Here is a 14,740-nt window from a genome sequence, read left to right on the forward strand (position 1 = left end):
CTGAAAATCCGCGAAATCCGCACTGCGGAATTTATTGGCCGCATGGCTGTTCGCATGATGGCTGTTCGCATGCCGCCGTCGCAGATCGCCCTGCGGGCCACGCTTGTCAGGGCTATGGCTTTTCCGCATCATTGAGCGCAAGAAAAGCCTGCATGCGGGGTCAGGCCGAACGGACCGGCCCCAAGCCAATCAACAAAGGGAACGCCGTGGCGGAGAGTGAGAACATCGTCGCCGAGACTGCGGACAAGATTTTCGCCGATCTCGCCGACGCCCAGACCATCAATCACGACAAGCAGGGCACATGGAAGGCGCCGCTGTGGCAGGCGCTGACCGAGGCCGGCCTACCGCTCTCCTGGGTGCACGATGATCTCGGCGGCTCCGGCGCCAGCCTCGCCGAAGGTTTTGCCGTTCTCAACGTCGCCGGCCGCCACGCGATCGCTGTTCCCTTGGCCGAAACCATGCTGGCCGGCTGGCTGCTCGCGAAGGCGAAGATCGCCTCCCCCGGGGGCGAGATGACGGTGGTGCCGGCGAGTCCGAAGGACCGCATCACTCTCAACGCCGACGGCAGCCTCTCCGGCCGCACCCGCGGCGTGCCCTTCGCTAAAGAGGCGAAGCATTTCGCCGTGTTGGCAGGCGGGAATGGCAGCCTTTCGATCGCGCTGGTCGATGCCGCGAAATGCCGGATCGAGGCAGGCATCGGCCTCGGCGGTGATCACAGCGATACCGTGACGCTCGATCACGTGCAGCCGGCCGCCATCAAGCCGGCGCCTGACGGCTTCGACCAGACCGCGCTGATGCTGATGGGCGGCGTCGTGCGTTCGTTGCAGATCGCGGGCGCGCTGGAATCGATGCTTGATATTTCGGTGCGCTATTCCAACGAGCGCGTCGCCTTCGAGAAGAAGATCTCCAAATTCCAGGCGGTGCAACACAACCTCGCCCGCCTCGCCGGCGAGTCCGCCGCGGCACTGGCCGCCGCGACCTCGGCCGCCGACGCCATCGTGCACGCAACATCGTTCGGCGATGCGGAGTTCCTCGAAGCGGCGTCTGCAAAAATCCGTTGCGCGGAAGCCGCGGAAAAGGGCGGCGGCATCGCGCACCAGGTGCATGGCGCGATCGGCTTCACCAACGAGCACATCCTGCATCGCTACTCGCTGCGCGCGCTGGCCTGGCGCGACGATTACGGCTCCGAGAGCTACTGGGCGGTCGAGCTCGGCAAGCGCGTCGCCGAACGCGGCGCCGACGAATTGTGGCCCCTGGTAGCCTCGCGCTGAGATCAGGACAGAGACATCATGACCGCAGCCCTTCGTTTCGATCCGATCCGCCTGCCGGAGAAATGCGAGCAGCTCCGCAAGGAGGTGCGCGCCTTCCTTGCCGAGGAAATCGCCGCCGGCACCTTCGATCCCCATTCGCCCAACCGCGAAGACAATGACGCGCCGGAGTTCTCGCGCCGTGTCGGTGCCAAGGGTTGGCTCGGCATGACCTGGCCGAAGAAATATGGCGGCCAGGAGCGCTCGTTCCTCGAACGCTACGTGGTCACCGAGGAGATGCGGGTGGCGAATGCGCCGACCCGGCGCTTCTTCGTCGCCGACCGCCAGAGCGGGCCGGTCCTTTTGAAATACGCGCCCGAGCACATCAAGATGGACATCCTGCCGCGGATCTGCCGCGGCGAGGTTTGCTTTGCCATCGGCATGAGCGAGCCGAACTCCGGCTCCGACCTGTTCGCGGCCAAGACGCGGGCCACCAAGACCGACGGCGGTTATCTGATCAACGGCACCAAGATCTGGACCTCGTCGGCGCATATCGCCGACTACATGATCGCGATCTTCCGGACCTCGCCGCCGACCAAGGAGAACCGCCGCCACGGCCTGACCCAGTTCCTGGTCAAGATGAAGCAACCGGGCATCAAGGTGAATCCGATCGGCCAGATCACCGGGCAGTTCGAGTTCAACGAGGTCGTGTTCACCGATTATTTCGTGCCCGACGATCACATGCTCGGCGAAATCGACGGCGCCTGGAAGCAGGCGACCAGCGAACTCGCCTATGAGCGATCCGGCCCCGAGCGCTTCCTCGAAACATACTACGTGCTGACCGAGCTGGTGCGCGCGGTCGGCAAGAACCCGGACACCCGCAGCGCCGAGGGCATCGGCCGTCTGGTGGCGCAGGTCCACACCATGCGCCGCATGTCGGTGTCGGTGGCGGGCATGCTGCAGGCCGGCAAGGAGCCGGTGGTAGAGGCCTCGATCGTCAAGGACATCGGCACGGTGTGGGAGCAGCAGCTGCCGCACCGCGTCCGCGATCTCGCCGCCTTCGTCGAGGAGACCGCGACCAACCGCGAGACGCTGGAGAAGCAGCTCGATTTCGCCATCAAGACCGCACCCAAGCTGACGATCCAGGGCGGCACCACCGAGGTGCTGCGCGGCATCATCGCCCGCGGGTTGGGTTTGCGCTAATTCAACGAGGACACATCATGACCAAGTACACGGATATCGGCGTCGAGACCCATGGCCATGTCGGCCTGATCGAAATTCGCAAGCCGCCGCTGAATTTCTTCGACGTCGCGCTGATCAACCAGATCGCCGACGCGCTGGAGGAGATCGACAACAATATCGAGATCCGCGCCTCGGTGCTCGCAGCGCAGGGCAAGGCGTTCTGCGCCGGCGCCAATTTCGGCGATCCGGCCCGCCAGGAGCAGGAAGATCGTACCAAGAGCGATCCGGCCTCGAACCTGCCGATCAATCATCTCTACGTTCAGGCGGTCCGCATCTTCCGCAACAAGAAGCCGATCGTCGCGGCAATCCATGGCGCCGCGATCGGCGGCGGCCTCGGGCTTGCGGTCTCCGCCGACTTCCGCGTCGCCTGCCCCGAGGCGCGCTTCTCGGCGAATTTTACAAAACTCGGCTTCCATCCGGGCTTTGGTCTCACCGCGACGCTGCCTGAGCTGATCGGCAAGAACAACGCCGAGCTGATGTTCTACACCAGCCGGCGCGTCACCGGCGAGGAGGCCTATCGCTGGGGCCTCGCCAATGTACTGGTGCCGCAGGACCAGGTGCGGGCCGAAGCGATGAAGCTCGCGCAGGAAATCGCCGAATGCTCCCCGCTCGGCCTGGTCTCGACCCGCGCCACCATGCGCGCCGGCCTCGCCGACCGCGTACTCGCCGCAACCAACCACGAGCTGGCCGAGCAGACCAAGCTGCGCGCGACCGAAGACTTCAAGGAAGGCGTCAAGGCGACCTCCGAACGCCGGGTGGCGAATTTCAAAGGGCGGTAGGCCTCTCGCACAAATCTATCAACGCGTCGTCCCGGCGCAGGCCGGGACCCATACGCCGCGGCCCGCGGAAGGGGCACAAGCGGAGTCGGCTTCTTCTCCCAACCGGATTCGGTGGTAATGGGTCCCGGCCTTCGCCGGGACGACGTTGGGGGGATGGCTCGCTAAACCTTTGGCACCACCAGCGCATCCACGATGGTGACGCCCTGCCCTTCGGCGTGCACCAGCACCGGGTTGACCTCGATCTCGGCGATCTCGCGCGCGTGCCGTGATGCCAGCATTGAGATATCCGAGATCAACTTGGCCAGCGCTGCGACATCGGCCTTCGGCGCGCCGCGGAAGCCCTGCAACAACGGTGCGGCCTTTAGTGTCTCGAGCATCGCGGATGCCTCCGCAGCACTGACCGGCGCGGGACGATAGGCCACATCCCTAAACAGCTCCGTGGTAATGCCGCCGAGCCCCACCATCACCATCGGCCCGAACGTCGTGTCCGTCATTGTGCCGACAATGATCTCGACGCCCTTCTTCGCCATCGGTCCGACCAGCACGCCCTGGATCACGGCCTGCGGCCGGCGTTTCTGCACATTCTCCAGCATGTCCCGATAGGCCGTGAACGCCTCGCCCTTGGCCGTGATATTGACGCTGACGCCGCCGACCTCGCTCTTGTGCGCGATCTCCGGCGACTGGATTTTCATGACCAGCGGAAATCCGACCCGCGCGATCGCAGCATCGAGCCCGTTGCGATCGGTCACCAGCACCTCGTTCGGGAGTGCGATGCCGGCGGCGCGCAGCAGCGATTTGCTGTCGAATTCGGACAATGTCCTTGACGTGAGATGCGCCGAGAGATCGCGCGGTGGCGATGCCGTGATCTCCGCCTCCGGCGCCAGCCTGAATTTTGCGTAATCGGCGATCCGCCGCATCGCGACGCCGACATGGGTCAGCCCCGAGAGCACCACCGCGCCGGATTTCGCGAAATCCTGCCGTGCGAATTGCGACGGCAACGTGTAGGAATAGAACACGACAGGCTTGTTCTGTGCCGCGATGACAGGCTTCAGCTCGGCCTCCTTGAACGGCATCCGAACCTCGCTCGACAGCGACAGCACGACCAGTGTGGCGTCGACCTCGTCCGACGCGTCGAACAGCGCGATGCTCTTCTGCAGGCCGCCGGAGGAGACGCCCTGCGCGGTGACGTCGACCGGATTGCCCGCCGCGCCATAGGACGGCATCCATTGCTTGATCTTGTCCTGGATCTGTGACGAGAGCTCCGGCACGCCCAGGCCCTGCATCGACACGGTGTCCGCGCCCCAGATGCCGGCGCCGCCGGAGACGGTCAGCACCGCGACGCGGTCGCCCTTCGGCAACGGATTGGTCGTCAACAGCGCCGCGATGGTCACGGCCTCGTCGAGATCATTCGAAACGATGAAGCCATATTTGGCGAACACCGCGTCATAGGCCGCCGACCAGCCGGCCATGCTCGCGGTGTGCGAGGCCGCAGCACGCTCGCCGGCGTGGGAGCGGCCGACCTTGATCACGATGACCGGCTTCTTGATCTCGGCGGCCCGCTTCGCTGCGGCGAGGAATTTGTCAACGTCCCTGATGCCCTCGATGAACAGCAGGATCACGTCGGTCGACGGATCCTGCGCCATGTAGTCGAGGAACTCGCCGGCACCGAGATCGCTCTCATTGCCGGCGCTGACGACATAAGAGAGCGCGATACCGAGCGCCTTCGCGCGGTGATAGATCGCAAAGCCGATACCGCCGCTTTGAGCCACGATGCCGATCCGCCGTTTGCTCGCGACGAGCACCGGCGTATCCGGCTTGACGTCGACGGTCGGGCTGAAGGTCGCGGCGACCTTCTGCACCTGGCTGTAAAACCCCTCGGCATTGGGCCCGGAGATCCGCATCCCCGTCCGTTTCGCCAGCGCCACGATCGCATCCTGCATCGCCGCGCTGTCGCCACCCTCCTCGGCAAAGCCGGACGAGATGATGACGGCATTCTTGACGCCGGCGGCCGCGCACTGCTCCAGCGCCGACAGCACCGCGCGAGCCGGAATCACGATCACCGCAAGATCGATCGGCGCACCGATGTCGGCGATCGACTTGTGGCATGTGAGCCCGTCGATCTCGTCATAGTTCGGATTGATCGGATAGAGTCGTCCGGGATAGCCATTCTTGCGCAGCATCGCGAGCAGTCGCCCGGGGATCTTCTCGTGATCGCGCGAGGCGCCGATCAGCGCGATGCTTGCAGGCGCAAAGAAGGAATCGAGCGGATGCGGCATGGGCGCGTTCCCTTGTTCTTGTTGGGCGCAATGATATTGGATCGCCGCCGCCAGCTCAATCTCCAACCCGTCATTGCGAGCGAAGCGAAGCAATCCATCTGTCTATTCGGGGATAGAATGGATTGCTTCGTCGCTTCGCTCCTCGCAATGACGCAAACTACACCGTCAGCTTGAACGTCACGCCGCAGAGGAAGAACGTATCGCCCGAAACGGCGCAGCCATTCGCCTTCGCCGCATTCAGCACCTTCGCTTTGTCGGCGACGCGGAACGTCAATCCGCTCATGATCTCGCTATCGCCCTTGACGAAGCGGAAGGTGCTGTTCGGCAACTTCACAATGGCTCCGTTAGCGGCAACGCCGATGATCTTGCCCCAATGCTCCGCCAAGGCCAGCGGCTCGGGGCTCTGCATCTCGACCTCGGTCAGCGCCAGGGTCGTGTCCTTGCGGATCGACTTTTGCCAGTCCGGGCCGGCGGGCGGATACGGACCGAGGATGTCGTCGCTGCCATCGGTGTGGTTGAACTCGATGAAGGCGGCGCGGCAATCGCGCGGGTGCAGTTGCACGCCGTGATACGGCGCATGCGTGATCACGTTCGCGGTGCGCACGCCAATGGCATTGGCCCTGGCGCCGCGCGCGTCGGGATCCTCGCAGCAGAAGATCGCCATGTAGCCGCCGCGGCCGCCGGTTTTCTCGATGAAGCGCCCGGCCGCCGTGCCCGGCCCCGGCTCGAACGGCGCGACGACTTCCAGAAGAATGGTGTCGACCGGCAGCAGCGCGTTCTCAAGGCCGTACTTGGCGACGTTGCCATCACGGTAGCAGACATCAAGGCCCATGATCGCGGAGATATCAGCGATGACAGGCGCGAGCTGCGGCGCCACCAGGCAGATCTGCCGCAGCCGCATGTAATCGGCCATCAAATCGGCCATGGCCTACTGTCCCTGGAAGGTCGGCTTGCGCTTCTCGACAAAGGCCTTGGCCGCTTCCTTGTGGTCGGCGGTTTCGCCGGCCCGCGAGTGATGGATCGCCTCGCCGTCGAAGCAGGCTTCCAGCGTCATGGTCTCGGCATTGTTGATGTTGCGCTTGATGTAGCCGAGCGCCACCGACGGTCCGTTCGAAAGCGAGCGCGCGAGCTCGAGCGTCTCCGCCTCGATATCGGCATCCGGCACCACCTTGGACACCATGCCGAGATGATAGGCTTCCTGCGCCGAGAGCACCGGCGACATCAGATAGAGCTCGCGCGCCTTGGCGCTGCCGAGCATTTTTGTAAGGAAGTAGGTGCCGCCGTAATCGCCGGAAAATCCGACCTTGGCGAAGGCGGTCGTGATCTTGCAGGAGGCGCTGGCGACGCGCAGATCACAGGACAGCGCGATCGACAATCCGGCGCCGGCCGCGGCACCGTCGAGCTGCGCCACGACGGGCTTTGGCATCTGGTGCAGGATACGCGAGACCTCCATGCCGCGGCGCAAATTCGCCGTCTTGGCTTCGAACGACATCGGAGCGCGGCCTTCGGCCATCGACTTGACGTCGCCGCCGACGCAAAACGTGCCGCCGGCGCCCCTGATCAGCACCGCGCGTACCTCGGTATCGTCCTGCGCGCGCCGCGCGGCATCGACGAGCCCGCGCGTCATGTCGGGATTCAGCGCATTGCGCCGCTCGGGGCGGTTCATGGTGATGGTGAGCAGGCCCTGATCGAGGGATTGAAGGACCATCTGATTGTCGCTCATGGCGTTTTGCCTTTCGTTGTTGTTGGTTGTTTCAGCGTCATTCCGGGATGGTCCGAAGGACCAGACCTCAGATGCGCAATTGCGCATCGGGGAATCTCGAGATTCCGGGTTCGATGCTACGCATCGCCCCGGAATGACGCTTCGCGTCACTTCTTCACCAGCGGGCAGCGCGAGGCTTCCAGCGGCTGGAAGGCCTCCTCGCCCGGCACGGTCGCGAGCAACTTGTAGTCGTCCCAGCGGCCTTTCGATTCCGACGGCTTCTTGACCTCGAACAGATACATGTCGTGCACCATGCGGCCATCCTCGCGGATCCGGCCGTTCCTGGCGAACATGTCGTTGACCGGAGTCTCCTTCATCACCTTCATGACGGCAGCCGAATCCGTGGTGCCCGCGGCCTTCACCGCCTTCAGATAATGCAGCACGGATGAGTAGACGCCGGCCTGTGCCGAGGTCGGCACTCGCTTGGTGCGCTCCATGAAGCGCTTCGAGAAGGCGCGGGTGTCGTCGTTGAGGTCCCAATAGAACGCTTCCGCCAGCAGCAGCCCCTGCGCGGTCTCCAGTCCGACACCGTCGATGTCGCTCACGAAGGCTAGCAGCGGCGACAGCTTCTGGCCGCTCTTCATAATGCCGAATTCAGCGGCCTGCTTGATCGCATTGATGGTGTCGCCGCCGGCATTGGCGAGACCGATCACCTTGGCCTTGGAGGCCTGCGCCTGCAGCAGGAAGGACGAGAAGTCCGAGGTATTGAGCGGATGCCGCACGCTGCCCAGCACCTTGCCGCCCGACTTCAGCACCACGGCGGTGGTGTCCTTCTCCAGGTCCTGGCCGAAGGCGTAGTCCGCGGTCAGGAAGAACCAGCTGTCGAGGCCGGATTTCACCGCGGCAAGGCCGGTGACGTTGGCCTGCGCGAAAGTGTCGAACACGTAATGCACGGTATAGGGGCCGCAGGCCTCGTTGGAGAGGCGGATCGAGCCGGGGCCGTTGAACATGATGATCTTGTTGCGCGCCTTCGCGATCTCGCCGGCGGCGAGCGCCGTCGCCGACGCCGCGACGTCGAAGATCATCTCGACGCCCTGGTTGTCGAACATGTCGCGGGCGATGTTGGCAGAAAGGTCGGCCTTGTTGAGATGGTCGGCGACCACGATTTCGACCTTGCGTCCCAGCACCTCGCCGCCAAAATCCTCCACCGCCATCTTGGCCGCGGTCTCGCTGCCGGAGCCGGTGATATCGGCATAGAGGCTCGACATGTCGAGGATGCCGCCGAGTTTCAGCGGAGGCTTGCTTTGCGCCAGCGCCGCAGTCGCCGACATCGCAAGCGCGCAGGCCAATACACCGGCCAAAACTCGTCTCATCAAAAGCCTCCCTTGAAGCCCGCGCCGTCGTCCATTGCGGCCGGTCCGTTTGTTTCGCGCGGGATCATGCCGCATGGCATCCACAGCGGCAAGCCACGGAGCCGCGAGGTGTTTTCCGCTCAACGGAATGGCTGGGATGTGCGAACATCGGCTGATGCAATTGGTACCGATGCGGATTCTGCCGACTTTGACTCGCGACGCGCTGCTGGTGTTTGCGACACTGTTCGCTTGCAGCGCAAGCCACGCGGCGGGATGCAATTTCGACGAGCAGGGCGATGGCCGCGTCGCCGCTGTTATCGACGCGCGCAGCTTACGGCTGGATGACGGGCGCGAGGTCAGGCTGGCCGGCATCGAGATGGCTGATCGGGCCAAGGCAAGTGCGGCGTTGTCGGCGCTGCTGGTCGGCCGCGACGTGACGCTGCGCGGTCCCGACGATGCGCCCGACCGCTACGGCCGCCAGCCGGCCTATGTCTTTCTCGCCGGTGCCGAGACACCCGTACAGGGCGACCTGCTGCGGCAGGGGCTCGCTCTGGTTTCATCCGAGATCGCCAACAAGGACTGCGCCGCGCTGCTGATGGCGGCCGAAGCTGAGGCGCGGCAGGCCAAGTCGGGAACCTGGGCCGGGTCCACGGTCATAAAAAACGCTGAAAGTCCGGGCGATATTTTGGCCGGGATCGGGCGCTTTACGGTGGCGAGGGCAGGGTTTTGTCGGTGCGGCAGGCAGGGGCAACGACCTATCTGAATTTCGGCCGAAACTGGACACGGGACTTTGCGGTGACTATTTCAAGGCGCATAGTTCCTGCGTTCGAGGCGGCCGGACTGGCGCCCAAGTCCCTCGAAAATCGAAGGATTCGTGTCCGAGGCTGGGTGGAAGAGCGGCGTGGACCACGAATCGAATTGCTCCAAGTGGGGCAGATTGAAGTGCTCGGCGGGAACTAGCGGCCATGGTGGCATGGATCATGCCCCGATCGGTTCGCTCGACAATTGTGAGTTTTGGACGTGATTGCGCGCGCAGGACGGCGTGAGGGAATGACAGGCCGCGGCCTCTCGGCTGCGCCAGCGCTGATCTGTGCCGCGCTGATGCTGTCGGCCTGCGGCAATGCCGGCCGGTTCGAGCAGGCGTCGCCCGCGGCATCGGCGGCAGCGCCTGCGAAACCAAACCGCGTGGTGCAGCAGACGCCGGCGACCGAGCGCGAGCATGAGCGCATCCTGTCCTCCTATGGTGGCGCCTATGACGACCCGAAGCTCGAGGCGTTGATCGGCCAGACCGTCGACCGGCTGGTCGCGGCCTCCGACCGCCCCGACCAGGCCTACAAGGTCACGATCCTCAATTCCGGCGCGGTCAACGCCTTCGCGCTGCCGACCGGCCAGCTCTATGTCACGCGCGGCCTGATTGCGCTCGCCAGCGACACCTCCGAATTGTCCTCGGTGCTCAGCCACGAGATGGCGCATGTGCTGGCGAAGCACGCCTCGATCCGCGAGGACCAGGCGCGGCAGGCGGCAGTGGTGACGCGCGTCGTCACCGACATGAGCAGCGATCCTGATCTCACCGCGCTGGCGCTGGCCAAGACCAAGCTGACGATGGCGAGCTTCTCGCGGCAGCAGGAGTTCGAGGCCGACGGCATCGGCGTCGGGATCGCCGCGCGCGCGCATTTCGATCCCTACGGCGCGGCGCGCTTCCTGACCGCGATGGAGCGCAACGCGGCGCTCAAGGTCGGCAGGACCGCGCTCGACCCGCGCGCGCAGGACTTCCTGTCGTCGCATCCAGCCACCCCCGAGCGCGTCGCCAATGCGCAGGCGACCGCGCGGCAATACTCCTCGCCCGAAAGCAACGAGCGCGACCGCGAGACCTATCTCGCCGCGATCGACAACATCGTCTATGGCGAGGACCCCAGCGAAGGCTTCGTCCGCGGCCGCCGCTTCCTGCATCCCAAGCTCGGCTTCACCTTCACCGCGCCCGATACATTCACGCTCGACAACACCGCGCAGGCGGTGATCGGCGTGCGCGAGGGCGGCAACCAAGCGATGCGCTTCGACGTCGTGCGGGTTCCGGCCGAGCAGTCGCTCGGCGACTATCTCAATTCCGGCTGGATGGAAGGCGTCGAGAAGGCATCGACCGAAGACCTCAACATCAACGGCTTCCCGGCGTCGGCGGCGACCGCCCATGGCGACCAGTGGCAGTTCAAGGTCTACGCACTGCGCTTCGGCAGCGACGTCTACCGCTTCATCTTCGCCGCCAAGCAGAAGACCACCGAGAGCGAGCGCAATGCGCGCGAGACCGTCAACTCGTTCCGTCGCCTGACGCTCGAGGAGATCCAGTCCGCGCGTCCTTTGCGCATCAAGGTCATCAACGTGCAGCCCGGCGACACCGTGGAATCGCTCTCGCATCGTATGGCCGGCGTCGATCACCCGGCCGACCGCTTCCGCGTGCTCAACGGCCTCGACGTCCACGCCCAGGTCAAGCCGCGCGACCGCGTCAAGATCGTGGTGGATTGAGGCCGGCGCGCGCGCCCAATCACCGCCGTCGTCCCGGCGAAGGCCGGGACGACCCGTGAGAGAGCGGGAATAATCACGCCGCCTGCGCGATCTATCCTGCGGGCTCAGAGCGACCGCCAGAGCGTGGAGGCACAAGGCAGTTGGGTTCGTACCGGTTCGATGGTGTCGCGCAGGTCTGTCGTCGCTTGTGCATGCTTGCTGCACTCGCGATATCGACGGCTGCCAGCGCGCATGCGGATGGTTGCCCCAAGGCGAGCGATGAGATTGCGACCGACCGGCCCGACGTCACGAATTCGAGCATCGTCGTGCCGGTCGGCAGCCTGCAGAACGAGAACGGCGTCAACCTGACCGGCCGCGATGGCGGCCGCACCATCGACGGCACCAACAGCCGCTGGCGGCTCGGCATCGCGCCCTGCCTCGAAGTGCTGGTCGACCTGCCGAGTTACACCGGCAATGTGAAGTCACCTGGAGCATCAGGTTTTTCGGACGTCGCGCCGGCGATCAAATGGCAGGTCAGCCCGGTGCCCGGAAAGATCGATCTGTCTGTTACCGCCGGCGTCGCGCTGCCGAGCGGCGCGGCAGGAATCGCCGGGCGCGGCACGCAGCCTTACATCCAGTTGCCATGGTCATGGGAGCTCGATCACGGCTGGGGCGTCAGCGGCATGTTCACGGAATTCTTCCGTCCCGCCGAGCTGACGGGCCAGCACATGTCGGAGGCGACTTTCGTGATCGAGAACAAGCTGACCGAGCGGATCAGCGTGTTCACCGAATATGTCGGCGACTATCCGGATGGCGCACGCCCGACCCAGCTGATCAATTCCGGCGGCATGTATCACCTGACGCCGACGCAGCAGGTCGACTTCCATGTCGCGTTCGGCCTCAACCGCAATTCGCCGAGCTACATCGTCGGCCTCGGCTATTCGTTCCGCGTCGACGGGTTGTTCCGCTAATCAACCTCGGCTTCGCGCAAGCCGCTCAGCCACAGCGCCAGCAGCGTCCACACTGCGCCCGACAACAAGTAAGCGCCCGCCGAGATCAGCCCGAAATGGGTCGCGAGCAGCAGCGCTGCCAGCGGCGCAAAACCGGCGCCGAACAGCCAGGCGAAATCCGAGGTCAGCGCGGAGCCCGTGTAACGATAGGCCCGCGCGAAGCTGGAGGCGATCGCGCCCGACGACTGGCCGAATGAGAGGCCGAGCAGGATGAAGCCGAGCACCATGTACACGGTCTCGCCGACCGCACCGGCATCGAGCAGCTGCGGGGCGAAGCCGCTATACACGGCGATCGCGATCGCGGAACCGATCAGCAGCGGCTTGCGCCCGACGCGGTCAGCGATCATGCCCGAGGCCACGATCGCGCCGACGCCGACCATCGCGCCGACCATCTCGATGATCAGGAAGCGCACCGGGCTCTCGCGGGTGAACAGGAACACCCAGGACAGTGGAAACACCGTGACCATGTGGAACAGCGCAAAGCTCGCCAGCGGCGCGAACGCACCAAGCAGGATGTGGCGGCCTTCGTGCCGGATCGTCTCGGCGACGCGCGCCGGCTGCAGATCGCGGCTTTCGAACAGATCGGAATATTCAGGGGTTGCCACCATGCGCAGCCGCGCAAACAGCGCCACGACGTTGATGGCGAAGGCGACGAAGAACGGATAGCGCCAGCCCCAGTCGAAGAAATCATCCGCCGACAGATTGCCGGCAAAGAAGGCGAACAGCGCGCTCGCCACGATCAGCCCGAGCGGCGCGCCGAGCTGCGGCACCATCGCATACCAGCCGCGATGCTGCGGCGGCGCATTGAGCGCGAGCAGCGAGGCCAGGCCGTCCCATGCACCGCCCCAGGCGATGCCCTGCGCGAGACGCGCCGCGGCGAGCAGCCAGATCGCGGCCATGCCGATCTCATTGTAGCCGGGCAGGAACGCGATCGCGACCGTGGAGGTGCCGAGCAGGAACAGCGCGATGACGAGCTTGGCGCCCTTGCCGTGGCGACGGTCGACCGCCATGAAGATCACGGTGCCGAGCGGCCGCGCGGCGAAGGCCAGCGCGAAGATCCCGAAGGAATAGAGCGTCCCGGTCAGTTCGTTGACGAACGGGAACACCAGCTTCGGAAACACGATCACCGAGGCGATCGCATAGACGAAGAAATCGAAGAATTCCGAGGTGCGCCCAATGATGACGCCGATGGCGATTTCGCCCGGCTTCGCCTGGCCGTGACCGGCGGCCTCCGGGGCTCCGAGGGTGCTTGCAGGGGCCTGTGCCATCGCGATTGCGCCGTTGTCAGTCGGTTGAACATGGTGGCCACGGGCGGATTCTGCCACGCGGTCCGGTTGACTGTTTGGCGGCTTATCCCGCACTGCAACATTGGACAAATTGTCCAATGTCCAATTTGCTGCATCGCAGCTACCCCTTGGCATAACTCATGAAATTCGTGCCAAAGATCCCTTGGGGGTGAGCCGTGCGCGCCTTGAAACTATTGGCCTTATTGCCGTTTGCGACCCTGCTCGGAGGGTGTGACTTCGTCGTCCTGGCGCCAGCCGGCGACATCGCCGTGCAGCAACGCGACCTCGTCCTGATCTCCACCGTCCTGATGCTCCTGATCGTGCTGCCGGTGATGGCGCTGACGGTGTTCTTCGCCTGGCGCTACCGGCAGTCGAATACCACGGCGACTTACGAGCCGGACTGGGATCACTCGACCCAGCTCGAGCTGGTGATCTGGTCGGCGCCGCTCTTGATCATCGTCTGCCTCGGCGCGCTGACCTGGATGGGCACCCATTTGCTCGATCCCTACCGCACGCTCGGCCGCATCGCCGCCGACCGGCCGATCGAGGGCAAGGACGCGCCGCTCAACGTCGAGGTGGTCGCGCTCGACTGGAAGTGGCTGTTCATCTACCCGGATTACGGCGTCGCTTCGCTCAACGAGTTCGCCGCTCCCGTGGATCGCCCGATCCGCTTCCGCATCACGGCGTCCTCCGTGATGAACTCCTTCTACATCCCCGCCCTCGCCGGCCAGATCTACGCCATGCCCGGGATGGAGACCAAGCTGCACGCGGTCGCCAACAAGGCAGGCACCTTCAGGGGCTTCTCCGCCAATTACAGCGGCGCCGGCTTCTCCGGCATGCACTTCGAATTCAAGAGCACCTCGGCCGCCGACTTCGACAAATGGGTCGCGGCGGCAAAATCCAGCGGCGGCATGCTCGGCCGCAGCGATTATTTGCAGCTCGAGCGCCCGAGCGAGAATGAGCCCGTTCGCCTCTATGGCTCGGTCGATCGCGACCTCTACAAGGCGATCCTCAACATGTGCGTCGAAACAGGCAAGATGTGCATGAGCGAGATGACTGATATCGACGCCAAGGGTGGGCTCGGCCGTGAGGGCCTCAACAACACACTGCCGCTGGCTTACGACAAATATGCCCGCCGCGGCGCGCCGCTCGGCAGCGAGCCGACCTTTGTCGCCGGCATCTGCGCGATCGACGAAATCAAGGGCGCGCCGACGCGCGAGGTGAACGCCCCGTTCGACATGACGCCGCTGCGCGGGGTCGGGCTGAAGCGGCCGCCGTTCTCGCCGGCGCATCCATCATCGACATCATTGCTGCTCGGCCAGCGCACGAAATCAGACTCCTAAGAGGGCC

At 64.9% G+C, this 14,740-nt stretch carries 11 protein-coding genes and 1 pseudogene; 7 read left to right on the forward strand and 5 right to left on the reverse strand.

All coding sequences use genetic code 11. The annotated features are described in order from the left end of the window. Window positions 1-206 precede the first annotated feature (206 nt). Genes UP10_RS12505 through UP10_RS12515 form a run of 3 tightly spaced genes read left to right on the forward strand, consistent with a single transcriptional unit; the run spans window position 207 to window position 3,268 of the window. Window positions 207-1,271 (forward strand): acyl-CoA dehydrogenase family protein, encoded by a 1,065-nt coding sequence (locus UP10_RS12505; protein WP_044587715.1) that lies wholly within the window; start codon window positions 207-209, stop codon window positions 1,269-1,271. Between the two features lie 18 nt (window positions 1,272-1,289). Continuing rightward, entirely contained in the window at window positions 1,290-2,450 is a 1,161-nt protein-coding gene (locus tag UP10_RS12510) for an acyl-CoA dehydrogenase family protein (protein WP_044587642.1), read from the forward strand. A gap of 17 nt (window positions 2,451-2,467) precedes the next feature. Continuing rightward, entirely contained in the window at window positions 2,468-3,268 is an 801-nt protein-coding gene (locus UP10_RS12515; RefSeq protein WP_044587643.1) for an enoyl-CoA hydratase/isomerase family protein, read from the forward strand. Window positions 3,269-3,429: 161 nt separating this feature from the next. On the opposite strand, the gene UP10_RS12520 is transcribed toward UP10_RS12515, so the two are convergent. The 4 genes from UP10_RS12520 to UP10_RS12535 all read right to left on the reverse strand — a co-directional run bounded on the left by UP10_RS12520 (window position 3,430) and on the right by UP10_RS12535 (window position 8,619). Continuing rightward, the gene (locus UP10_RS12520) at window positions 3,430-5,544 is read right to left on the reverse strand and encodes an acetate--CoA ligase family protein (protein WP_044587716.1); all 2,115 of its coding nucleotides are present in this window, start codon (window positions 5,542-5,544) and stop codon (window positions 3,430-3,432) included. Window positions 5,545-5,701: 157 nt separating this feature from the next. Next, on the reverse strand, window positions 5,702-6,457 hold the full coding sequence (locus tag UP10_RS12525; RefSeq protein ID WP_044587717.1) for a VOC family protein: 756 nt from the start codon (window positions 6,455-6,457) through the stop codon (window positions 5,702-5,704). 15 nt (window positions 6,458-6,472) lie between these two features. Further along, window positions 6,473-7,267 carry an enoyl-CoA hydratase gene (locus tag UP10_RS12530; RefSeq protein ID WP_044587718.1) on the reverse strand — a complete coding sequence of 265 codons (795 nt, stop codon included), beginning with the start codon at window positions 7,265-7,267 and terminating at the stop codon, window positions 6,473-6,475. Between the two features lie 146 nt (window positions 7,268-7,413). After that, a complete protein-coding gene (locus UP10_RS12535) occupies window positions 7,414-8,619 on the reverse strand; it encodes an ABC transporter substrate-binding protein (protein ID WP_044587644.1) in 1,206 nt (401 codons plus the stop codon). A 154-nt stretch (window positions 8,620-8,773) separates the two neighbouring features. Between UP10_RS12535 and UP10_RS12540 the strand changes: the two are divergent. The 3 genes and pseudogenes from UP10_RS12540 to UP10_RS12550 all read left to right on the forward strand — a co-directional run bounded on the left by UP10_RS12540 (window position 8,774) and on the right by UP10_RS12550 (window position 12,065). Beyond that, window positions 8,774-9,558: pseudogene (locus UP10_RS12540) on the forward strand (thermonuclease family protein). 90 nt (window positions 9,559-9,648) lie between these two features. Next, window positions 9,649-11,115, forward strand: coding sequence for a M48 family metalloprotease (locus UP10_RS12545; protein WP_044587645.1), 1,467 nt, complete (start codon window positions 9,649-9,651; stop codon window positions 11,113-11,115). Between the two features lie 191 nt (window positions 11,116-11,306). Beyond that, the gene (locus UP10_RS12550) at window positions 11,307-12,065 is read left to right on the forward strand and encodes a transporter (protein ID WP_044587646.1); all 759 of its coding nucleotides are present in this window, start codon (window positions 11,307-11,309) and stop codon (window positions 12,063-12,065) included. Here UP10_RS12550 and UP10_RS12555 read toward each other — a convergent pair. Further along, complete coding sequence (locus UP10_RS12555; protein WP_044587647.1) at window positions 12,062-13,372, reverse strand: MFS transporter; 1,311 nt, start codon at window positions 13,370-13,372, stop codon at window positions 12,062-12,064. The two genes, UP10_RS12550 and UP10_RS12555, sit on opposite strands and share 4 nt — an antisense overlap. A gap of 194 nt (window positions 13,373-13,566) precedes the next feature. Between UP10_RS12555 and cyoA the strand changes: the two genes are divergently transcribed. Further along, entirely contained in the window at window positions 13,567-14,733 is a 1,167-nt protein-coding gene (cyoA, locus tag UP10_RS12560) for a ubiquinol oxidase subunit II (protein ID WP_044587648.1), read from the forward strand. The last annotated feature ends 7 nt before the right edge of the window (window positions 14,734-14,740 follow it).

Source organism: Bradyrhizobium sp. LTSPM299 (genome assembly GCF_000938235.1).
Lineage (GTDB): Bacteria > Pseudomonadota > Alphaproteobacteria > Rhizobiales > Xanthobacteraceae > Bradyrhizobium.